This is a genomic window from Brevibacterium sp. p3-SID960 (assembly GCF_025144725.1).
Classification (GTDB): domain Bacteria; phylum Actinomycetota; class Actinomycetes; order Actinomycetales; family Brevibacteriaceae; genus Brevibacterium.
The window spans coordinates 95,408-117,746 of sequence record NZ_JALXKS010000002.1; the positions used below are offsets into that span (position 1 = coordinate 95,408).

Here is a 22,339-nt window from a genome sequence, read left to right on the forward strand (position 1 = left end):
CCTTGCCTGATTGAAGGAGGATTTGCGATGTCTGACGTCCAGACCCGCCACACCGATTCCGAACCCAACCCCACTCCGGCCGGCGTGCCGGCCACGATGCGCTGGAGAGTCGTCGACATCGTCGTCGCCTCGGTGCTCGCCGTCGCGATCGGCATCGTGTTCTGGGCCTGGTCGAACTCCTGGGAGACGATCAGCGCCCCGTTCCAGGCCCTCTACCCGCCCACCAAGGGCCTGCTGACCGGCGTGTGGGTGCTCGGCGGAGTGCTCGGCGGGCTCATCATCCGCAAGCCCGGTGCGGCACTGTACGTCGAGGTGCTCGCTGCGATCGTCTCGGCGGTGCCGGGCAACTACTTCGGGCTCATGGTCATCGTCTCCGGGCTCATCCAGGGCTTCGGCGCCGAGCTCATCTTCGCCGCACTGCGCTACCGCCGCTACACCCTCACCGCCACACTGATCGCCGGCCTGGGTGCCGGGCTGTCGCTGGCGATCGGCGAGAACATCTTCTACAACGCCGCTTGGACGTTCGAGCACAAGGCGCTCTACACCGTCTTCGCCGGCATCTCCGGCATGGTCCTCGCCGGCCTCGTGTCGTGGTTTGCGCTCAAGGCGATCGCCCGCACCGGAGCACTGGGCGCCTTCGCCTCCGGACGCAGCGCGCGAGAAGTCTGATGGCAGCCGCGACCGGCGGCGTCGACGTCCTCGCCCGCGGCTTCGGCTGGCGGCACTCCGGTCGCAAGCGCGCCGCCGTCAGCGACATCGACCTGAGCATCGAGGCTGGTGAGCGCGTCCTGCTGCTCGGCTCCTCGGGGGCTGGGAAATCGACACTGCTGCACGCTATTGCCGGTGTGCTGCCGTCCGAATCCGGGTACCGGACCGGCGAGCTGCTCGTCGACGGCCGCCCACCGGATCCCACCTCGGGCACCACTGGGCTCGTCCTGCAGGACCCGGACGCGCAAGTGGTGCTCGCCCGGCTCGGCGACGATGTGTGCTTCGGAATGGAGAACACCGGCGTCGACCCGGCCGCCATGCCCGCCCGCGCCCGCGAGGCGCTGGCCACCGTCGGCCTCGACCTGCCGTGGGACCACCCGACCTCGGCGCTGTCGGGTGGGCAGAAGCAGCGTCTCGCCCTGGCCGGAGTGCTCGCCATGACCCCCGGCCTGATGGTCCTCGACGAGCCGACGGCCAACATCGATCCGGCCGCCGTGCCCGAGGTGTGCCAGGCGGTTCTGGGCGCGCAGGCCGCGTCCGGGGCGACCCTGCTCATCGTCGAGCACCGCGTCGACATCTGGGCCGAGCACGTCGACCGGATCATCGTGCTCGGTGAGACCGGGGTGGTGGCCGACGGCTCGCCCGCTGCTGTGCTGCACGACCCGGAGCTGCGCGGCAACCTGACCGCAGCCGGGGTCTGGCTGCCTGGTGCCGCACTCCCCCAGCCGCGCACCCGACAGTCGGCAGGTGCGGTGCTGCTGGAGGCTGATGGGCTCGCCGTCGCCCGGGCCCGCCGCGGCCCGGTCGCCGTCAGCGATCTGAGCATCGACCTCGCCGAAGGGCAGGCGCTGGCGCTCGTCGGTCACAACGGCGCCGGCAAGTCGACGACAGCGCTCACCCTCGGCGGGCTGCTGCCTGCCCGTGCTGGAAGGGTCCGGGCCACGCCGCGGCTGCTCGACCTCGGGCACGGGGCTCCCCGCCACAGCGACCCGCACCGGTGGCCGGCGGCCGACCTCGTCGCCCGGATCGGCACGGTGTTCCAGGAGCCGGAGCACCAGTTCCTCACGACCACGGTCGCCGATGAGCTGCGGCTGGGCCCGCGCCAGGCCGGCTGCACGCCGGCTGAGACCGAAGCGCGGGTGGCCGAGCTGCTCGAACGCCTCCGGCTCACCCGGCTGGCCGGCGCGCATCCGCACACGCTCTCCGGCGGGGAGAAGCGGCGGCTGTCGGTGGCATGCATGATGGCGACCCGCCCGCCGGTGCTCATCATCGACGAGCCGACCTTCGGACAGGATGCCAACACGTGGCGGGAGCTGGCGGCGCTCAGCTGCGAGCTGCTCGATGCCGGGACCGCGCTGCTGACCGTCAGCCACGATGCGGAGTTCCTCCAGGCGATCGCCGCCGAGCGGATGCTGTTCGGCCGCGGGCAGGCGGTGCGCGCATGAATGCCGACCTCCTCGTCCCAGTCGTCCGGGAGACCGCGCTGGTGCGCTGCAATCCGGTCGCCAAGCTCGCCGCCGGTGCGGTGCTCGCCGTTGCGGTCGTGCTCAGCATCGACGTCGTCTCCGCAGCCGTCATGCTCGGACTCGTCGTCCTCATGCTGCCGCTCACCGGCCTCGACCTGGCCATACTCGTCAAACGGCTGTGGTTCCTGCCGCTGGCCGCGCTCATGGCCGGCTGGGGCACCGCGCTGCTGTCGCAGAAGACCGGCACGGTGATCGTCGACGCCGGCCCGCTGCTGCTCACCAGCGACTCGCTGACGATGGGCGCAGCAGTTGCGCTGCGCGCGCTCGCACTTGCGCTGCCGGCGGTCATCCTCATCGCGACGATCGACCCGACCGACCTGGCCGACAGCCTCATCCAGCACCTGCGGCTGCCGGCGACCTTCGTGCTCGCGGCGCTGGCCGCCGCCCGGCTCGTGACCCTGTTCATCGCCGAATGGCAGACCCTCACCCAAGCCCGCCGGGCCCGAGGTGTGGCCGGCGGGAACGTGTTCGCCCGGGTCGGCGGTTTCTTCCAGACGTCGTTCGCGCTGCTCGTGCAGGCGATCCGGCGCGGCACCCGGCTGGCGATGGCGATGGAAGGCCGCGGCTTCGGTGCGCAGGACCGCACCTGGGCGCGGGTCTCGTCCTTCCATCCGCGCGACGGAGTGCTCCTCGCCGGTGCGATCATCGCCGCTGCCGTCACCATCGGTGCGGCGGTCGCCGCTGGGACCTGGAACTTCATCTTCACGATCGGGTCGTGACGGCCCGCCTGCACTGCAGACGGCCCGCGGGGTCAGATCCTGGCTGAGACGCAGACGAGGAAGTCACTGTCGGCTGCGAACGGCTGCAGCGTCCAGGTGGCGAAGCGGTGCTCGATGCGCAGGCCGGCCTGTGAGAGGTCGTCGGCGTATTCGTCGAAGTCGTAACCGCGCCCGGCACCGAAGCCGGTGATGAGCCGCCCGCCGGGTGCGAGCACGGAGGCGAGGTTGGCGACGACGGCCGCGCGTGAGGCGGGGTCGAGGAAGGTCATGACGTTGCCGGCGCTGGCGGCGATGTCGAAGCCGTCGCCGAGCTGTTCGGGGCCGGTCTCGGCGAGGTCACCGACGTGCCACTCGGCTGCAGGGCAGGTCTCGCGCGCCTCGCTGATGAGCACCTCGTCAAGGTCGACGCCGACTACGCTGTGCCCGCGCGCAGCCAGGTACGCCCCGACCCGGCCGGTGCCGCAGCCGGCGTCGAGGATGCGGCTGCCGCGTTCGGCCATCGCGTCGATGAGACGGGCCTCCCCGTCGAGGTCGTGGCCGGCGGCGGCGAGGCTGCGCCAGCGCTCGGCGTAGCGGTGCGAGTGCTCGGGATCCCTGGCGATCATCTGCGCCCACTGGTGCTGGTAGCTCATGGCCTCATCGTATCCCCGCGCCGACGGCGAACACCTCGGTGAGCACCTCGGTGACTGTGGTGATGTCGGGCCGGTCGGCGTGCTCCTCCCGGCTGATGACGACGATGTGCCGGCCGCCTGCCTGCGTGCCGGGAACCAGCTGCAGCCCGGGCGGGGCGAGTGCCATCATGATCGGGGTGCCGAGCGTGTAGCCCAGCCCCGAGCGGACCATCGCGAGCGCCACGGAGGTGTCGGTGATGATATGGGTCTCGCGGGCGGCGAACCCCAGCCCGGCGATCGCGAAGCGGACTGCCCGGCCCTGCAGGGACCGGCTCGGCGGCAGGATCCAGGTGCTGCCGGCAAGCTCCTCGTGGGTGGGCGCCGGACCCGCGGGAGAGACGACAGAGAACTCCTCGCTGTGCACGTGCTTGACCCGCAGCCCTCGCTGCGGGGCGAGTGGGGCGGCCGGGTAGTCGATGCCGATGCCGACGTCGATGCGCCCGGCGAGCACCGCCTCGGGCATGTGTTCGACGTCGATCTCCCGCGCCTGCACCCCTGAACCGGTCAGCCGGCCGGCCGCGGCGGCGAAGGCGACGACCGAGGCTGAGCCGAACACCCCCAGCGTCACCGCACCGACGCGACCGAAGTCCTGACCGCGCACCGCCTCGGCGGCCTGCTCCTCAGCGGCGATGACCGCGCGGGCGCGCTCGAGCAGGGTGCGTCCGGCCTCCGTGAGGGCGAAGCCGCGGCCGGCGGAGACGAGCAGGTCGGTGCCGACGACCCGGCGCAGGGTCGCCATGTGCTGGCTCACCGCCCCAGGGGTGTAGCCGAGCGCGCGGGCGGCCGCACTCATGGTGCCGAGCTCGGCAACGGCGACGAAGGCGCGCAGCTGCACGAGCGTCCAGTTCATCGCCATCGGCGCTCCCTACGTTTCTGTCACATTCACCATCGGCCGCACCGGCCGCCTTTCAGCAATCCTAAACGCTGCATTCACAGTTCATCGCTGTCAGGACGTTGCCTGGGGCGGGTTGGCTGGCCGAAGATGACAGCACACGCAGTTGTGAGACCCGACACAGTCGTCGGGCCTGCGCTCCCGGCACCGACTGCCAGGGCCCACCGGGCCCCGGCAGAACGCGCCGGCCTGAAGAGGAGGAGGTTCACCATGACTGTTCCCCTGCCCCCGAGTGCTTCGATCGTCATCATCGGCGGCGGCATCATGGGCGTGGCAGCCGCGTACTACCTGGCCGAATCGGGAGTCGAGGACATCGTCGTCATCGAGCGCGACCAGCTCGGCTCCGGTTCGACGTGCAAGGCCGCCGGCGGTCTGCGCACCCAGTTCTCCGACGAGACCAACATCATGCTCGGCGCCCGCAGCCTGAAGACGTTCCGCCGCTTCGCAACCGATTTCGCCACCGACCTCGATCTCGTCACCAGCGGCTACCTGTTCCTGCTCGACAACGACGCCGACGCCGCAGCGTTCGAACGCAACGTCGAGCTGCAGCGCTCCCTCGGCCAGTCCTCGCGGATGCTCACCGTCTCCGAAGCCCACGAGCTCTCCCCGGTGATCTCCACCTCGGGCCTGGTGGCAGCGGCCTTCAACCCCGAGGACGCCCACTGCACACCTGAGGCGGCTGTCAGCGGGTTCGCGTGCGCTGCGCGCAACCGCGGGGTGACCTTCGTGCAGAACTGCGAGGTCACCGACATCGTCACCACCGGCGAGGAGATCCACGGGGTGACGACGACGAAGGGCGAGATCGCCACCTCGCACGTGGTGTGCGCAGCCGGCGCCTGGTCGCAGAGGATCGGCGAGATGGCCGGCGTGCACCTGCCTGTCACCCCGCTGCGCCGGCACGTCGCGGTGACCGAGCCGGTCGACTTCGATGCCGCGAAGCTGCCGTTCACCATCGACTTCACCACTTCGTTCTACTTCCACTCCGAGTGCCGCGGCCTGCTCATGGGCGCCCCGGAGGTCGAGGACGTCCGCGAGTTCAACCTGCACACCGACCCCGCCTGGCTCGACCGGCTCGCCGAGCTCATCGAGCACCGGACACCGGCCCTCGGCGACGTGGGGATCGGCAAGGGCTGGGCGGGCCTGTACGAGTGCACCCCGGATCACAACGCGCTCATCGGCACCGCGGCCCACCTGCCCGGGTTCATCTACGCAACCGGGTTCTCCGGCCACGGGTTCCTGCAGGGCCCAGCCGTCGGCGAGGTGGTGCGCGACCTCTGCCTCGGGCGCGCGCCGTTCGTCGACGTCAGCGGTCTGAGCGTCGAGCGATTCGACCGCGAGGAGCTGCGCGTCGAGATGAACGTCGTGTAAGCCGGCAATCTGCAACACACTGAAGACACCCCACAAGAGAAGGAGCATCCATGACCTTTCCCAGCCAGGACGCCATCATCCAGCTCACCCGCGAAGGACTGGCAGCCTGCGGCATCGACTTCGATTCGCTGCTGACCGAAGAGTCGGCGCAGTCGATGCCGCTGCCCTCCCCCATCACCGGCCAGATCCTCGGCCACATCGCCGTCGACACTCCCGAATCCGCTGCCGAGGCGGTGGCGAAGTCCCAGCAGGCGTTCCGCCAGTGGAAGGACGTGCCGGCTCCCGTGCGCGGCAAGGTGGTGCAGCGCTGGGGCCGCCTGCTCGAGGAGCACAAGGACGAACTCGCCAAGCTCGTCACGGTCGAGGCGGGCAAGACCCCGTCCGAGGCGGCCGGCGAGGTGCAGGAGATGATCGACATCTGCGAGCTGGCCGTCGGCCAGTCGCGGCAGATGTACGGCAAGACGATGCCGAGTGAGCGTCCGGGCCACCGGCTCATGGAGACCTGGCATCCGCTCGGAGTCGTCGGCATCATCACCGCGTTCAACTTCCCGGTCGCCCCGTATGCGTGGAACACCGCGCTGGCGATCGCCTGCGGTGACACGGTGATCTGGAAGCCCTCAGAGGCCTCGACGCTCTCAGCCCTCGGCGCGAATGCGCTGCTGGCGCAGGCTGCGAAGGAGGAGGGCGCGCCGGACAACCTCAACCTGCTGCTCGTCGGCGACCGCTCCGTAGGCGAGGTGCTCGTCGAGGACGAGCGTGTCGCGCTGCTCTCGGCGACCGGTTCGGTGCCGATGGGCCGGGCTGTCGGGCCGAAGGTGCAGCAGCGGTTCGGACGGCTGCTGCTGGAGCTCGGCGGCAACAACGCCGCGATCGTCGCCCCGAGCGCAGACATGGATCTGTCGTTGCGCGGTGCCGTTTTCGCCGCCGCCGGTACGGCCGGTCAGCGCTGCACGACGCTGCGCCGCCTCATCGTGCACACCGACATCGTCGATGAGCTCGTCGGCAAGATCGTCGACGCCTACGGCACGCTGAGAATCGGAGCGCCGACGGAGGACGGTGTGCTCGTCGGGCCGCTCATCAGCAAGAAGGCCTTCGATAACATGCAGGCAGCGCTTGAGGCTGCGAGGTCCCAGGGCGGCGAGGTGCTGTGCGGCGGTGCCCGTGTGCTCGCCGATGACGCCCCGGATGCCTACTATGTCGAGCCGGCTGTCGTGAAGATGCCCGGACAGACGGAGATCGTCGAGGCGGAGACCTTCGCACCGATCCTCTACGTCATGGAGTACACGGATCTCGATGACGCCATCGAGCTGAACAATGCCGTCCCGCAGGGCTTGTCATCGGCGATCTTCACGCAGGATCAGGCTGAGGCTGAGCGCTTCCTCGCAGGTTCGGACACCGGCATCGCCAACGTCAACATCGGCACCTCTGGTGCTGAGATCGGCGGCGCGTTCGGTGGCACGAAGGAGACCGGCGGCGGACGTGAGTCCGGTGCGGATTCGTGGCAGGCGTACATGCGTCAGGCGACGAACACGGTCAACTACTCCGGTGAGCTGCCGCTGGCCCAGGGAGTGAAGTTCCTGTGATCTGCGGCTGAGCTGATCTGCAGCTGAGCTGATCTGCGGCTGATCCACGGCTGGCCTGATCGCCGCTGTCATCGCCCCGGTTCGAGCATCAAGTTCGGACCGGGGCGGTCGACGTTCCGGGCAGCCACGGTCAACGTTCCGGGCAGCCACGGTCGACGTTCCGGGCGGTGGCAATCGATCAGAACGGCGGCGGGTCGGCCGAGTTCTCCCAGCCGCCTGAGGGCTCGCCTCTGAGGTTGTCGAAGACAGTTCGCGTCTGCGATGGGTGCGCGGGATCGTCTGCTGATATGCAACCAGCAGGTCGGTGTGTCCGCGCGGTGGCTGCTTCGGCGGAATCGTCTGGGTCATCGTCTCCGCCGGAGCGATCGGGTATGCGCAGCACCGGTTCTGGGCTGGGATTGGGCAATCGTCCTTCAGCCATGGCAGCGAAGTGCTCAGCATTGAGAACGCCGAGCAGACTTTCGGGGATCGTCACCGGATCGCACGTGCGACCGTCCATCTCCCAGCAGATCATCTCGCTGCTTCCGCAGGATGACAGACGCAGCGCGCCCTGTGTTTTGAGCTGGTGGTGCATCTTACACAGCGGATGCAGGTTCTTCATCGTCGTAAGCCCGCCGGCTGCCGGATGTCTGTGATCGAAGGGCCGCTGGTGATCGAGTTCGGCCTTGCGCGCCGGCTGGTGGCAACCTGGCGCGGTGCAGTACTGCCACTTCTCCACCAGAGCGATGCGCATCGCCTCGGGAATGGTGTAGGTCTGTGCCTGCGCGTCGCGCACCTTCCCGGTTTCAGGGTCGGTGAGGATGCGGTAGACGGTCTTCGGCCCGGATCCGACGATGTGGCGAGCAGCGTCGGGGTTGATCGGGATGCCGTTGAGCGTGCCGGGAATGTCAGCGTCCTCGTTCAGCAGAGTCATCATCGGCACGGTGACGTTCACGCGCGCCTGTCGGCGCAGCCATTCGGTGTCGGTCGGGCAGGTGAAGCGCACGCGCGTGCGGTCCGGTTCGACACCGGGGATGGACTCCGCACCCACCTCGTCAGCAGGGGCGCACTCGGACTCCGTGGCGAGGATCGCTCCTGCCAGCAGGTCGAACTTCAGCTGCTCGAGTGTGCGGTCCTCGACCGGGATATGCCCGTCTGGAAGCTGTTCCCCGAAGGCTGAGAGCTGGCCGCGCCGGATCGCCTTGGCCATGCCGGCGAGCCGCGCTTCGAGCAGCACGAGAGAATGCGTGGGGCCGATGAGCGTCATCTCGCTGGTGCCGTTGGCGTTGTGATGGGTGACGACGCGACGCCTGGAGAAGGCTTCCTCGTTGCGCTCGTCATCGGTCATGAGAGCGGCGATCAGCTCGTTGACCGCTCGACGGAAATAGACCATCTTCGTCGCCCGGCATTGGGAGATCTTTTCGTCGAAGATCGGCATCTTGCGTGCAGGCAGCTTGCCGGCGGCACGCACTGCATACTCCAGACGATCGAACGAGAGCTCACCTGCGCGCACCATCGACAGCAGGCGTGGCGTGCCGAGGATGGCCCGTGCCGCCCGCTTGATCTTGCTCGCTGCTGTCTGGGTGGTGCAGTCGTACAGTTCGGTGAGGCTGAGAAGCAGCTCGCTTGTGAATGTGTCCTCAACCTGGGCGAGCGAGACGGCCATGCGCTCCGCGAGCTGTGCGCTGACCCCGTCGGCGATCGGACGGAACTCGCTCGTCGCGCTCCTCTTGCCGCGCTTGCGGTCATCCGCGCCGACGGCGCCGAGGCGTGAGAACGTCCCGTGAGCACTGTGGCCGATGATCGCACGCGGTCGCACCGCGTCCTTGCGGCGGAGGCCGATGTCGATTCCCTGGTGGACCAGCGTGCTGTGGATGCTGTCGGGATCGCTGAGGTCCGGCAGACCACGATCCCAGCTGAGGTCGGCCTCGATGCGATGGATCACGGAGGGATCGAAGACGAAGGTGACGTGGTCCCTCGGCTCACTTCCCGGCTCCCGGAGCTGTTCTTCAGTGCAGGGAACCGTCCACTCGATCGTCTCGGATGAGGTGGAGGCAGGGGGCAGGTGACGGAACCGCGCTGGCCGGTACTTGATCCACTCGTCCACGATGCAGGAGAGTTCGCGGTACTCAGGCTCGCGATCCAGGCGTGCACTGTAGCTTGCGAGCGCATCCTCGTACTCATGCACTTTGAGCAGTCCTTGGGCGACGCGGCTGGCATGCAGCCGGTTGAGCCGGACATCGAGGTCTCCCCGCACGGCCTCACCGTGACCCCTGCGACCCGTGGCAGCCCGGCCGGGCAGAACTCCCCTGCATCGCGGGCGACGGATGTGCGATCGGAGGGCAGCCTCGATCGATGGCTCCATGTCCTCAGGATCAGGATTCCGCGTTCTCATTGCCGCCGCCCCCTCGTGAGCGATCAAGAGGCGGATACCACCTCTTCAGTTCTATTATAATCGTTCTGACATACCGTGTCCAGAGAAAATCTCCTCTGATCCTCAGCGCTCGACACATCCTCCTTCAGATCTGCCTCCCACGCTAGAAGAGGGCACTGACATCGCTGCCTGACCTGGGGTTGTCCACAGCGAAGGCCGTGATGTCAGTGGCCCATGCCAGACTTGGGCACATGTCATATACCTGCACGGAATGCGGCTACAGCAGCATCAAGTGGCTGGGCAGATGCTCGCGCTGCGGCGAATGGGGGACTCTCGAGCAGTCCGAAGCTGCCGGTGGCGCAACTGCGATCAAGACGCAGGCCAAGGAAGTGCCGGCGAGCAAGCTCGCCAAGCCGATCACCGAAGTCGACGGCACTCGCACCCGGGCATTCCGTACTGGGGTCTCCGAACTGGACCGGGTCCTCGGCGGCGGCGTCGTCCCTGGCGCGGTCATTCTGCTCGCCGGCGAACCGGGAGTCGGCAAGTCCACCCTCCTCCTCGACGTGGCCGGGCGAGCCTCGCGCGAGTCAGGTGAGGGACGCCGTGCCCTCTACATCACCGGCGAGGAGTCGGCCGGGCAGGTGCGGCTGCGCGCTGAGCGCATCGGCGCCATGCACCCCGACCTGCTGCTGGCCGCGGAATCCGATCTCGCAACGGTGCTCGGCATGATCGTCAAGATCCAACCGGAGCTGCTCATCATCGACTCTGTGCAGACGCTGGCCTCTGCCGAGGTGCAGGGCGTGCCCGGCGGCGTGACGCAGGTGCGCGAGGTGGCAGCTGCGATCATCCGCGCAGCGAAGTCGCTCGACGTCCCGACGGTGCTCGTCGGGCACATCACCAAGGACGGTACGGTCGCCGGCCCGCGCCTGCTGGAGCACCTCGTCGACGTTGTGTGCGAGTTCGAAGGCGATAAGCACTCCCGCCTGCGGCTGCTGCGAGCAGTGAAGAACCGCTATGGACCCACAGATGAGGTCGGCTGCTTCGACATGACCGAGCTCGGCATCCAGTCAGTGCCCGACCCCACGGGCCTGTTCCTCTCGCGCGGCAGCGGGCACGCGCCGGGCTCGTGCCTGACAGTCGTGCAGGAGGGCAAGCGCCACCTGCTCGTGGAGATCCAGACGCTCGTCGACAAGCAGACGAGGGGGGCACCGCGGCGCACGGTCAGCGGGCTCGATGCCAACCGGCTGGCGATGACGCTCGCGGTGCTCAACAGCGAGCCGATGCTGCACAGCTTCGCCGAATGCGATGTCTACGCCTCCACCGTCGGCGGCGCCAAGGTCGTCGAGCCGGCTGCCGACCTGGCACTGGCGCTCGCGTTGGAGTCCGCTTGGCAGTTCCGGCCGTTGGAGAACCGGGTCATCGGCATCGGGGAGATCAGCCTGTCCGGTGAGATCCGCAATGTCCCCGGCATCGAGCAGCGACTGGAGGAGGCGTACCGGCAGGGCGTCAGCCATGCGATCGTCGCTGCCGGCGGACTGAACAACGTCACCGTCCCGCGCGGCATGGAGGTCAGCGAATGCGACAGCATCCGGCAGGCCGTCGAGGCCGCCCTGGGCCTCGAACTCAACAACACCGCGCGCTGAGGAATGCAGCAATGCCCCTTGCCGTCATGAGGATTGCGGCAGATCGGCAACACAACTGTTGCTCATTCGCAACAGTATTCCCCGCCGGGGCGCGACACGGTTCGCTAGCCTACTGAGAGGACTGCAGATACTGATCGGAGGGAAAAGGTGCGCGCGGCGACAAATCCCCTCTTCATTGACGCTCAGCGAGAGGTGGACCAGACCAGCTACGATCTCGTCCTCTCCACACTCGCAGCCGTCGCCCCGGGCACCGAGCTGCGCGACGGCCTCGAACGGGTGCTGCGCGGCCGCACCGGTGCACTCATCGTGCTCGGCTCATCGAAGGTCGTCGACTCGATCTCCACCGGCGGATTCAACATCGACATCGAATTCTCCGCCACCCGCCTGCGCGAACTGGCCAAACTCGACGGCGCCATCGTGCTCAGCCGCGATGCCTCCCACATCCACACTGCAGGCGTGCAGCTGCTGCCCGACCCCTCGATCGACACACAGGAATCCGGCACCCGCCACCGCACCGCTGAGCGCGTGGCCAAGCAGACCGGGTTCCCCGTCATCTCCGTCAGCCAGTCGATGCAGATCATCCAGGTCTACGTGCACAGCATCCGGCATGTGCTCGAGACCTCCGACAGGATCCTCGCCCGCGCCAACCAGGCGCTCGACACCCTGGAGCGCTACAAGCACCGCCTCGATGAGGTCACCGCCACACTGACGTATCTGGAGATCGTCGACCGGGCCACCTTGGCCGATATGCTCGTCGTCCTGCAGCGCCAGGAGATGGTGCGCAGGATCTCGAAGGAGATCCAGACCTACATCCTCGAGCTCGGCGACGACGCCCGCCTCATCACCCTGCAGCATGATGAGCTTGTCGGGCCCCGCAGCGACAGCCAGTACCACCTGCTGCGCGACTACATCGACGCGATCCCCGAGCACCACTCGATCGACAGCGTCCTGCGCAACCTCGCCGCGCTGCCCGGCCACGACCTCATCGACATCGACATCGTCGCACGCACCATCGGCTCCTCAGCTGCCAGCGAATCGCTCGACCGCTACGTCTACCCGCTGGGCTACCGGCTTCTCTCGACGATCCGCCGCGTGCCTCCGATGGTCGTCGACCGGCTTGCTGAGCATTTCGGCCGCTTCACCGACCTGCTGGCTGCTGAGCTCTCAGAGCTCAAATCCGTCGAGGGCGTCGGCGAGCACCGGGCGCGGATCGTACGCGAGGGCCTCAACCGGATCGAAGAGGAAGTCCACGAGAACTGAGAGCGCCTCATCCGCATCCGTCAGCCCCGTCAGCCCCGGCCGTCTGCCCTGTGCTCAGTCCTCGTCCTCGGGCCTTTCGGTCGGCTCCGACGACGGCTCCTCGACCGTGAAGTGCGCAGGCTTGCTCTCCACCTCACCGAGCTTCGTCACCAGCTCGTAGTCGCCTGCCGCGAACGCATCACCGGTGCGGTTGCAGTTCTTGTCCGTAGGGATCATCTGCCATTTGAGCGTCGACTTGCGCTCAGTGCCCGCAGCGAAGACGCGCACGTCCTCATCCGCTTCGTCCCCGCCCGGCGTGCAGTACTCCGTCGACCACTGCGTCTTGCCGCCCTGGCGGATCTCGAAGACCTGATGCTCCGGGCCCACCGAGATCGCGCACGCGACGTCGTGGTTGTTCTTCACCGTCAGCTCCAGGGTCGCCGAGGCGCCGGGCGCGTAGGACTCCTCATCGGTCCCGGCGATGATCTCCACGGCATCGGCCGGACAGGCGCCCGAGGCCTCGTCCCCAGTCGGGGCAGGGAGGGTCGGTTCCGGCGACTGGGCGGCCGCTGCCTCGGCTGCGGTCTGATCGCTGGAGTCCTGGCGCACCTTCTGGATCGCCTTGACCATGAGCACGATGCCGAGCACGAGCAGACACACGACGATGAGCGCGAGCACGCCGACGACGATGCGCCGGCGGCGATAGACTGCAGGGTCGGGGCGGAGCGGGCCGCGAGCCGAACCCGGCCGGCGCCGCTGGGAACCCTGACCACGCGCAGAAGGAGACATCACCTGAAGCCTAAGGGCTGCAGATGGAAGCAACCACGATGACACACCGGACACCTGCCGAAACCGACCTCGCTGCCGCGCACGAGGCGGTGCTCACCTGGTTCGACACCCACGCCCGCGAACTGCCGTGGCGGGCGCCGGGCACCTCTGCGTGGGCGGTGCTCGTCTCCGAGATCATGTCCCAGCAGACCCCAGTCGCCCGGGTTGCGCCCCGCTGGCGGGACTGGATGGACCGCTGGCCGGCACCGTCCGACCTCGCCGCCGCGCCCACCGCCGAGGTGCTGCGCGCCTGGGATTCGCTCGGCTACCCGCGGCGGGCCCTGCGACTGAAGGAGTGCGCCGCCGTCATCGCCTCAGAGCATGGCGACCGGGTGCCGTGTGATGAGCAGACCCTGCGCGCACTGCCGGGGATCGGCGCCTACACCGCGGCCGCGGTCGCCTCGTTCGCCGGCGGGCAGCGCACCGCCGTTCTCGACGTCAACATCCGCCGGGTGCTCGCCCGCGCCTTCGACGGCCACGCCCACCCCAAGGGAGCGCTGACGAAGTCGGAGACCGCCTGGGCTGCCCAGTTCGTGCCCGCCGGACCGGATGCGCCGGGCGCCCGCCATGTGGCGTGGAACGCCGGGGTGATGGAGCTCGGCGCGCTGGTCTGCACCTCCCGCAGCCCGGCCTGCGAGGCCTGCCCGCTGGTCGCGCAGTGCCGGTGGCTGGCCGCCGGCCGACCGGCAGGCGACGACCCGGCCCGCAAGCCCAAGACCCAGGCCTGGCACGGCACCGACCGGCAGCTGCGCGGGGCGATCATGGCCGTCCTCAAGGCCGCCGAGGCACCGGTCGCCCGCGAGCTGTTGACCGCCTCGGCGACGGCGTTCGCCCCGGAGTCCGACCCGGAGTCCGCTGACGGCCCGGCGGCGACGGCGATCCTGCGAGTGCGCGAGCTCGGCGACGGGCAGCGGATCGGCCGGCTCATCGATGCGCTCATCGCCGACGGGCTGGCGGCCGAGTCCGGCGGCAGGCTTCACCTGCCGCACTGAGCGGCCCGCTGTGAGGCGGCCGCCGGCGTCTCAGAGGTGCTTCATCATGCGCGTGTTGCCGAGCGTATTGGGTTTGACCCGGGCCAGGTCGAGGAACTCGGCGACGTTCTCATCATGGGAGTGCAGCAGCTCGACGTAGACCTCCGGTGAGACCGGGGTGCCGGTGATCTGCTCGAAGCCCAGGGAGGTGAAGAAGCGGGTCTCGAACGTCAGACAGAACACGCGCTTCACCCCGATCGCCTGGGCGTCGGCGAGAAGCTGCTCCATGAGCATCCGGCCGATCCCCCGCCCCCGGTAGTCCGGGTCGGTGGCCACGGTGCGCGCCTCAGCGAGGTCCTCCCACAGAACGTGCAGCGCTGCACAGCCGATGACCCGCTCTCCGCCGTCGGCGTGCGGGTCTGTGACAAGCCGGAACTCGTGCAGGCCCTCGAAGTAGTTGACGGCTTCCTTGGCCACGAGGATCCGCGCATCGACCATCGGCTGGACGAGCCGGCGGATCGCGTTCACATCGCTCGTGCGTGCCCGGCGCATGACGAGCCCGCCGGGCAGCTCACGGTGGGTGAAGTCGCGTTCGGCCCAGGCCGGCGCCGAGGCGGTCGGCTCGCTGGCAGGAGGCTCGTTCGCGGGAATCTGCTGGCTGGTCGGGTCGGCACTCATGTCGTCATGGTAGTCCCGGCACCAGTCGCTGTCCGCTCACATCCCAGCCAGCAGACTGCGCGCCCACGCCGTGCCTCGACGGCCGATGGCAGGGGCGATCGCGACGGTGTCCTGGCTGCGGGGCCATCAGCGCGTCTTCGTCGTGCCCTCGTGCCCGCCGGTTGTGCTGATCTTCTTCGCGTAGCAGGAGTCGGCGTCGAGGCCGTGGGAGCCGCACCAGGCGAGCGCCTGGTCAGGGTCATCGAAGGTGATGCCGACGATCGTGACGTAGAAGTCCTTGCCCTTGAAGCTCGCGTAGTCCCCGGACCACAGCAGTTTGACGCGCGGGTGCTCCTCGCGCAGCTGTTCGTGCTCATCGAGGATCGCCTGCTCATCCCACGTCCGGCCCTCGGCTTCGAGACCGACCTTCTTCGAGCTCAGCTGCGGCACCCAGCTGCCCTCGATGTCGGCGGCCACCGCCGAGGCGTCGCTGTCGATGCGCTGCCTGAGCGCCTCGGCCGGGTCGTCGGGCAGGGCGCCGTCACTCGCCTCGCCGGTCGGGTCGTCGCCCTGGCCGCGGGTCTCCCCGCCGGTCGGATCCTCGGTGGGTGCAGCAGACGGCGGCGCACTCGGGGCGGCGGTGGCACCGGAGTCGTCATTGGAGCCGAACAGCTGGAGGGCTCCCCAGCCGAGTCCGCCGCCGAGTGCCAGCACGAGCACGATGCCGAGGAGCACCGGCCAGGGGCCACGCTGCCTGCGCTGCTGCGCGGGCTGCGGGCCGGCAGTGTAGGGCTGGCCGGCAGTGTAGGGCTGGCCGGGCTGCTGGGCGTAGGGCGGGTAGCCGGCCGGGGGCTGCTGCTGGGGCGTCGGCCAGTGTCCCTGCGGATGCTGGGGCTGCTGCGCGGCAGGCCAGTGGCTCTGCGGCTGGTTCCAGCCGTTGTGCTGCGGATCTCCCTGGGGCGGAACACTCATGGCTCTGTCTCCTGTCCTCGGCGGCACCTCACCCATGGACTGACTGTTCTCTTATGAACCATACACAGTACGTTCAGGTTCTTGTATGGTGGGCGCCGAGGAGCCTTGTGATCCGCTTATCCTCGTGCGGGTCGCTCGGCCCCCGTGGGAGATGAGAACTGAATCGACGTCGCAGCAGCTTCGCCCCTCCCCAAGCGAAGGCGACTGAGCCAAGGAGCCGTCATGACCGACCAGCCACCGGAACAGCCACCTGAGAACCCACCCGGCTCGAACCCCGGTCAGCAGGGCATCCCGTCACCGCCTTCCATACCGCCCCAGCCGGCCACCGGACCGCAGCCGGTGTATCACCAGCAGGCCTACGGGCAGCAGCAGGTCTACAGTCAGCCAGCCGGACCCTACTCGGGCTCGCAGCCGCAGCAGGGGACCTACGGCTATCCCACCGGCCCATTGCCCGCCCGCCAGAGCCCCATCGACGGGTTGACGATCCGCGAGGCCCTCGTGACCGCTGCCATCGGTCTGGCCGCCGGCTTCATCGCCTCGCTCATCATCTCCGTCATCGTCGTCTCCACCGTCAACGACGCCATCACCGACGTCGCTGAGAGCATGCCGACCGGGTCGCTCGGCTTCGCTCTGCCCTTCATCCTCTTTGCCCTCGCCCTGGGCGGATCAGCCGCACTGCGATTCAGCGGTCAGGCCTTCGACGAGTTCAGCGCCTCAGCGGCAGTGCACTTCGCCGGTGCCCCGCTGCTCATCACCGCCGTGTTCACCACCGCCCTGGTCTGGTGGTCGATGTTGAGCGAACGGCGCCACCCCTCCCGCACGATCGCGGCATTCTGGATCCGCATCGGCCTGACGACCCTGGCGCTGACGACCGTGCTGTTCTTGCTCCAGCTCATCTTCGCCTCCCGCTCGAACATCAGCGACGACTACTTCTCAGCCTCCATCGAGTTCTCCGCAGTGACTCCGCGGACGTTCTTCCTGCCGCTCATCTTCATCCTCATCGCCACGACGGTCGGCCGGATCCTCGGCCACTACCGCGGCTGCGATGCTGCCGGGCTCCCATGGCTGCGCTACGCCGCAGCACCAGCGCGCACCGCGCTGCTGCATCTCGTCATCGTCGGCACGATCTTCCTCATCGTCAGCGTCTTCGCCCTGCCGCTGCACTTCGATGTCAACGGCAGCTTCGTCCCGCTGCTCGCCGGCACTGCTGCCCTCATGATGGCAGCGCTGACCCACTTCGGCGGCCTGTCCGCCAGCGGCCGGGCACTGGCCGGAGCCAGTCATGAGGGCGGCTCGACAGCAGTCACGATGTTCAGCGACACGATCCCGGGCACTCTGTGGCTCGGGCTCCTGGCCGTGCTGCTGGCCGCCTTCGTCACCGCGATCGCCGCCGCCGTCACACGCCGGCCGAGCTGGGCGCATCAGTCCGGCGTCTCCAGCCCGTGGACCGCGATCTGGCAGCTGCCGGCCGCCTTCGGTCTGCTGTGGGGGCTGCTCTCACTCGTGCTGCTGCCGGTCACCGTCAGCGGCCGGGTCAGCGGACAGGGTGCCGAGCTGCTCGACAGCGAGTTCCCGGCGATGATGAATCTCAGTATCGGCCTGCTGCCGTGGACATTCCTCATCTTCGCCCTCTGGGGCCTGCTCATCGAGGTCCTCGCGATCACGCTCGCACCGCGGATCGCGCTGACGATGCCGCAGCTGGCCGCCTGGCTCGGTGGGCGTGCCGTCCACCCGTACTGGGGTCAGCCGCTGGGCATCAGCGAGCCGCGCGGTGCACTCCGCCACCCGGATATGAAGACCCCTCCTCCCCCGGTCGCACCCTCAGGCGGAGCGACGACCCCCAGCGGGCCGGCAGCGCCGCCTTCGCCGAGCGCCCCGCCTGTCGCCTCGGCACCGGGCGCGGCAACAGCATCGTTCGCCGCCTCGGCACCGGCGCCAGCCACCCCGCTGCCGAGCGCCATGCCGACCGGCGCAATGACCCCGCCTGGAGCGGCATCACCGCCCCCGGCATACGGGGCGGCTCCGATGGGCCCGCCGCAGCCGATCGACCGGCGCAGAGCCAAGATTTGGGCCATCGCCGCCGGAGCGCTTGTGCTCGCGCTCATCGCCGGCGTCATCGCTGTCGGGCAGATCAACTCACGGTTCTACGGCCCCGACGGGGTTGTGCGCTCCTACCTGTCGAAGCTCTCCAGCGGCGACGCCGAGGGGGCACTCGCCCTGGCCGACGTCGATGTGCCGGTCGAAGAGCGCACGCTGCTGACGAACGAAGTGCTCAGCAGCGCAGCCGCGCGCCCGGACAGCATCTCGATCACCGACACCGAAGTCGACGGCGACACCGCCATCGTGACCGCCGAGTTCGACCTCGGCGGTTCGAAGAGCGACGTCCAGATCGACGTGCGCAAAGTCGGCAAACGCGGGATCTTCTTCAACGACTGGCGGCTGGCCTCGCCGAACCTCGGCCGCGTCGTCGTCGAGACTCCGAACCTCAGCCAGGTCAACGTCAACGGCGTGACCGTCCCGACAGCCGACGGCATGCTCAGTCTGCCGGCCTTCCCGGCGCTCTACACTGTCAGCCTCGCCGACTCCTCGGACTATCTGGAGGCCGATGAAGTGCAGACGCGGGCGTTCTTCGAAGGCACCTCCGCGGAGGAAGCAGGCGGGGAGCCGCCGATCCTGGAGGCCACTCCCACCCAGGCGTTCACCGATGAGGTCAACAAGCAGGTGCGCAGCCTGCTCGACTCGTGTGCTGGGAAGACGGAGACCGAGCCGGCCGGCTGCCCGTTCGGCTCCCGGTCGGCAAGCTACTCCGATGTCACGGACGTCAAGTGGTCGATCGAGGAGTACCCGGACATCAGCCTGAGCGAAGATGGCTACGGGTACGGCTACGGCGACTCCGAGCCGAGCGACGGCTCGAAGTGGCGCATCACCTCGGAGTCCACCGGCACCGCGCTCATCACCGGCAAGTACAGCCTTTTCGGGGATTCGGAGAACTATGACAACACCGTGAGCTTCGACGTCTCCGGCACCGCCGAGATCGTCGACGGCAAGGTCGTCATCAGCGTCGAGGAGGACAGCGGATACTGATCGCCCGCCACCGTCACAGCGGATGCTGATCGCCCGCCGTCAGGGTCGAAACGAGTGGCAGCTGCGCAGGTACGCGAAAGGGGCTGGTGGATGATTCCACCAGCCCCTTCTCGCTGCCGGAGCTTACAGCCCCTTCTCGCTGCCGGAGCTTACAGCTCCTGAGTGCCTGCCGATTCGGCCCGCGCCTGACCACCCTCATCGGGCGTGTCGTCGGACCGGGCGGCAGCGGCATTGGCGGAGTCCGCCTCGGGAATGGCTCCCGTGCCCTCCTCATCCTCAGCCGAATCCGCACCGACCTTCACCGGGGCGCGATCCTCCTCGACGCCGCGGAAGGTGAACACCGCATCGGTGCCCTCGCCTTCGACGTCGACGTAGACCGTCTGACCGGAACGCAGCTCATCGAACAGGATCCGCTCGGAGAGCTGATCCTCGATATCGTGCTGGATCGTGCGGCGTAGCGGGCGTGCACCGAGCACCGGGTCGTAGCCGCGGTCGGCAAGCACGTTCTTCGCCTCCTGCGTCAGATCGATCCGCATGCCCTGATCGGCCATCCGCTCGTCGAGGCGTGCGAGGAACAGATCGACGATCTTGACGATCTCCTCCTTCTGCAGCTGCGGGAACACGATCGTGTCGTCGACACGGTTGAGGAACTCCGGACGGAAGTGCTGCTTGAGCTCTTCGTTGACGCGCTGCTTCATGCGCTCGTAGTTCGTCGTCGTGTCGCCTTCGACCTGGAAGCCCATCTGCTGGCCCTTGGCGATGTCGCGGGTGCCGAGGTTCGTCGTCATGATGATGATCGTGTTCTTGAAGTCGACCTCACGACCCTGCGAGTCGGTCAGGCGGCCGTCTTCGAGGATCTGCAGCAGCGAGTTGAAGATATCGCTGTGCGCCTTCTCGACCTCATCGAAGAGCACGACGGAGAACGGCTTGCGGCGGACCTTCTCGGTCAGCTGGCCGCCCTCTTCGTAGCCGACGTAGCCCGGAGGCGAACCGAACAGCCGCGAGACCGTGTGCTTCTCAGAGAACTCACTCATGTCAAGTGAGATGAGCGCGGACTCGTCGCCGAACAGGAACTCCGCCAGCGCCTTGGCCAGCTCGGTCTTGCCGACGCCGGTCGGGCCGGCGAAGATGAACGAACCGGACGGGCGCTTCGGGTCCTTCAGGCCGGCACGGGTGCGGCGGATCGCACGCGAGACTGACTTGATCGCATCGTTCTGCCCGATGATGCGCTTGTGCAGCTCGTCTTCCATCCGCAGCAGCCTGGAGGACTCCTCCTCGGTGAGCTTGAAGATCGGAATGCCGGTCGCCGAGGCGAGCACATCGGCGATGAGCTCCTCATCGACGATCGCCGACTGGTCCTTCTTGCCCGAACGCCACTCCTTCTCAGCCTTGTCCTTCTCGGCCTGCAGCTGCATCTCGGTGTTGCGCTCATCGGCAGCCAGCTCGAAGTTCTGCTTGTCGATCGCAGCTTCCTTGCGCTGGCGGGCCTCGGTGATCTTCTCATCGAGCTCCTTGAGCTCCGGCGGGGCTGACAGCCGCGAGATGCGCAGTTTCGCGCCGGCCTCGTCGACGAGGTCGATCGCCTTGTCCGGCAGGAACCGGTCGTTGACGTAGCGGTCGGAGAGGTTCACCGCTGCAGCCAGTGCGGCATCGGTGATCGTGACCTTGTGGTGGGACTCGTAGCGGTCCCGCAGACCCTTGAGGATCTTGATCGCGTCCGACAGGGCCGGCTCCGGGACCTGGATCGGCTGGAAGCGGCGTTCGAGAGCCGCGTCCTTTTCGATGTTCTTGCGGTACTCATCGAGGGTCGTCGCACCGATCGTCTGCAGCTCACCGCGGGCGAGCATCGGCTTGAGGATCGAGGCGGCGTCGATCGCACCTTCGGCAGCGCCGGCGCCGACGAGCGTGTGGATCTCATCGATGAACAGGATGATGTCGCCGCGCGTGCGGATCTCCTTGAGCACCTTCTTCAGCCGTTCCTCGAAGTCGCCGCGGTAGCGGGAGCCGGCCACGAGCGAACCGAGATCCAGAGTGTAGAGCTGCTTGTCCTCGAGGATCTCGGGCACGTCACCGCGCACGATAGCCTGAGCCAGGCCCTCGACGACGGCGGTCTTGCCGACGCCGGGCTCGCCGATGAGGACAGGGTTGTTCTTCGTGCGGCGCGAGAGCACCTGCATGACGCGCTGCATCTGCTCGGTGCGGCCGATGACCGGGTCGAGCTTGCCCTCACGGGCGGCAGCGGTGAGGTTCCGGCCGAACTGGTCGAGCACGAGCGAGCCGGAGGGCGTTCCCTCTTCGCGGCCGCCGCTGGTCGCACCGACCGGCTCCTTGCCCTGGTAGCCGGAGATGAGCTTGATGACTTCCTGGCGCACGCGCGCCAGATCCGCGCCGAGCTTGACGAGCACCTGGGCGGCCACGCCTTCGCCTTCGCGGATGAGGCCGAGCAGGATGTGCTCGGTGCCGATGTAGGTGTGGCCCAGCTGCAGCGCTTCGCGCAGGCTGAGCTCCAGGACCTTCTTGGCCCGTGGGGTGAATGGGATGTGGCCGCTGGGGGCCTGCTGGCCCTGGCCGATGATCTCGGTGACCTGGTCGCGCACCTGCTCGAGTGAGATGCCCATACCTTCCAGAGCCTTTGCTGCGATGCCCTCACCCTCGTGGATGAGGCCGAGCAGGATGTGCTCCGTGCCGATGTAGTTGTGCTTGAGGATCTTTGCTTCTTCCTGCGCAAGCACCACTACGCGACGGGCACGATCCGTGAACCGCTCAAACATTTGCCCTCCTCGGTCTGTCGATTCCTCTGACTCTAACCAAGGCGACGCGGGATTTATTGCCGTTTCGCCGTCAGCCGAACGCCATTCGGCTCATGGCGAAATTCAGTGCGGACCGGCTGGGAATCCGCCCCGGCAACAGCGCAGCGGGCCCAACCGGAGTGGCTGGGCCCGCTTACGTCAGGATCCGTTCCCGAGGCGCTACTCAGGTCGGCACAGTAGGTGCCGCTGGCCTGGGTCAGTGGGCGTTGTCGTAGGCCTCGACGATCTCGCTGGGGATCCGGCCGCGGTCGGAGACCTCGTAGCCCTTGTCCTGGGCCCACTTGCGGATCTGGGCGGTGTCCGAGCGCGAGCCTG

Annotated in this window: 17 protein-coding genes; 9 read left to right on the forward strand and 8 right to left on the reverse strand. The window is 68.2% G+C overall.

What is annotated here, in order from left to right:
- The first annotated feature begins 27 nt into the window (after nucleotides 1-27).
- From M3B11_RS01275 to M3B11_RS01285, 3 genes are read left to right on the forward strand one after another with little or no spacing between them, the layout of a single operon-like run.
- Nucleotides 28-669 (forward strand): ECF transporter S component, encoded by a 642-nt coding sequence (locus M3B11_RS01275; protein WP_259874779.1) that lies wholly within the window; start codon nucleotides 28-30, stop codon nucleotides 667-669.
- Nucleotides 669-2,153, forward strand: a complete 1,485-nt coding sequence (locus tag M3B11_RS01280; protein WP_259874781.1) for an ABC transporter ATP-binding protein — start codon at nucleotides 669-671, stop codon at nucleotides 2,151-2,153. The genes M3B11_RS01275 and M3B11_RS01280 overlap by 1 nt, the downstream gene beginning before the upstream one ends.
- Complete coding sequence (locus M3B11_RS01285) at nucleotides 2,150-2,953, forward strand: energy-coupling factor transporter transmembrane protein EcfT (RefSeq protein WP_259874783.1); 804 nt, start codon at nucleotides 2,150-2,152, stop codon at nucleotides 2,951-2,953. The genes M3B11_RS01280 and M3B11_RS01285 overlap by 4 nt, the downstream gene beginning before the upstream one ends.
- Nucleotides 2,954-2,985: 32 nt before the next feature.
- Here the strand turns inward: M3B11_RS01285 and M3B11_RS01290 are convergent, their stop codons facing one another.
- Nucleotides 2,986-3,585 (reverse strand): class I SAM-dependent methyltransferase, encoded by a 600-nt coding sequence (locus M3B11_RS01290; protein WP_259874785.1) that lies wholly within the window; start codon nucleotides 3,583-3,585, stop codon nucleotides 2,986-2,988.
- Nucleotides 3,586-3,589: 4 nt separating this feature from the next.
- Nucleotides 3,590-4,480, reverse strand: a complete 891-nt coding sequence (locus tag M3B11_RS01295; RefSeq protein WP_259874788.1) for a LysR family transcriptional regulator — start codon at nucleotides 4,478-4,480, stop codon at nucleotides 3,590-3,592.
- Between the two features lie 246 nt (nucleotides 4,481-4,726).
- Here M3B11_RS01295 and M3B11_RS01300 point away from each other — a divergent pair, with 246 nt between their 5' ends.
- Nucleotides 4,727-5,884 carry an FAD-binding oxidoreductase gene (locus M3B11_RS01300; protein ID WP_259874789.1) on the forward strand — a complete coding sequence of 386 codons (1,158 nt, stop codon included), beginning with the start codon at nucleotides 4,727-4,729 and terminating at the stop codon, nucleotides 5,882-5,884.
- 50 nt (nucleotides 5,885-5,934) lie between these two features.
- The gene (locus M3B11_RS01305) at nucleotides 5,935-7,467 is read left to right on the forward strand and encodes an aldehyde dehydrogenase family protein (RefSeq protein WP_259874792.1); all 1,533 of its coding nucleotides are present in this window, start codon (nucleotides 5,935-5,937) and stop codon (nucleotides 7,465-7,467) included.
- A 178-nt stretch (nucleotides 7,468-7,645) separates the two neighbouring features.
- On the opposite strand, the gene M3B11_RS01310 is transcribed toward M3B11_RS01305, so the two are convergent.
- Nucleotides 7,646-9,703, reverse strand: coding sequence for an HNH endonuclease signature motif containing protein (locus M3B11_RS01310; protein WP_259874795.1), 2,058 nt, complete (start codon nucleotides 9,701-9,703; stop codon nucleotides 7,646-7,648).
- A gap of 368 nt (nucleotides 9,704-10,071) precedes the next feature.
- Here M3B11_RS01310 and radA point away from each other — a divergent pair, with 368 nt between their 5' ends.
- Nucleotides 10,072-11,463 carry a DNA repair protein RadA gene (gene radA, locus M3B11_RS01315; RefSeq protein WP_259874796.1) on the forward strand — a complete coding sequence of 464 codons (1,392 nt, stop codon included), beginning with the start codon at nucleotides 10,072-10,074 and terminating at the stop codon, nucleotides 11,461-11,463.
- A 192-nt stretch (nucleotides 11,464-11,655) separates the two neighbouring features.
- The gene (gene disA, locus M3B11_RS01320; protein WP_259874798.1) at nucleotides 11,656-12,723 is read left to right on the forward strand and encodes a DNA integrity scanning diadenylate cyclase DisA; all 1,068 of its coding nucleotides are present in this window, start codon (nucleotides 11,656-11,658) and stop codon (nucleotides 12,721-12,723) included.
- A 54-nt stretch (nucleotides 12,724-12,777) separates the two neighbouring features.
- On the opposite strand, the gene M3B11_RS01325 is transcribed toward disA, so the two are convergent.
- On the reverse strand, nucleotides 12,778-13,491 hold the full coding sequence (locus tag M3B11_RS01325; RefSeq protein WP_259874800.1) for a hypothetical protein: 714 nt from the start codon (nucleotides 13,489-13,491) through the stop codon (nucleotides 12,778-12,780).
- A 38-nt stretch (nucleotides 13,492-13,529) separates the two neighbouring features.
- On the opposite strand from M3B11_RS01325, the gene M3B11_RS01330 reads away from it, so the two are divergent.
- Nucleotides 13,530-14,522 carry an A/G-specific adenine glycosylase gene (locus M3B11_RS01330; RefSeq protein WP_259874802.1) on the forward strand — a complete coding sequence of 331 codons (993 nt, stop codon included), beginning with the start codon at nucleotides 13,530-13,532 and terminating at the stop codon, nucleotides 14,520-14,522.
- Nucleotides 14,523-14,552: 30 nt separating this feature from the next.
- Here M3B11_RS01330 and M3B11_RS01335 read toward each other — a convergent pair whose 3' ends face one another.
- Nucleotides 14,553-15,053, reverse strand: coding sequence for an amino-acid N-acetyltransferase (locus M3B11_RS01335; RefSeq protein ID WP_259874811.1), 501 nt, complete (start codon nucleotides 15,051-15,053; stop codon nucleotides 14,553-14,555).
- Between the two features lie 252 nt (nucleotides 15,054-15,305).
- On the reverse strand, nucleotides 15,306-16,130 hold the full coding sequence (locus tag M3B11_RS01340; protein WP_259874804.1) for a hypothetical protein: 825 nt from the start codon (nucleotides 16,128-16,130) through the stop codon (nucleotides 15,306-15,308).
- A 222-nt stretch (nucleotides 16,131-16,352) separates the two neighbouring features.
- Between M3B11_RS01340 and M3B11_RS01345 the strand changes: the two genes are divergently transcribed.
- Nucleotides 16,353-19,214, forward strand: coding sequence for a YppG family protein (locus M3B11_RS01345; RefSeq protein ID WP_259874806.1), 2,862 nt, complete (start codon nucleotides 16,353-16,355; stop codon nucleotides 19,212-19,214).
- A 149-nt stretch (nucleotides 19,215-19,363) separates the two neighbouring features.
- Here the strand turns inward: M3B11_RS01345 and M3B11_RS01350 are convergent, their stop codons facing one another.
- Together M3B11_RS01350 and M3B11_RS01355 are read right to left on the reverse strand one after the other, a co-directional pair.
- Entirely contained in the window at nucleotides 19,364-21,985 is a 2,622-nt protein-coding gene (locus tag M3B11_RS01350; RefSeq protein ID WP_259874809.1) for an ATP-dependent Clp protease ATP-binding subunit, read from the reverse strand.
- A gap of 235 nt (nucleotides 21,986-22,220) precedes the next feature.
- Nucleotides 22,221-22,339 (reverse strand): Lsr2 family protein (locus tag M3B11_RS01355; protein ID WP_259874813.1); only part of this gene is annotated, 119 nt, incomplete at its 5' end.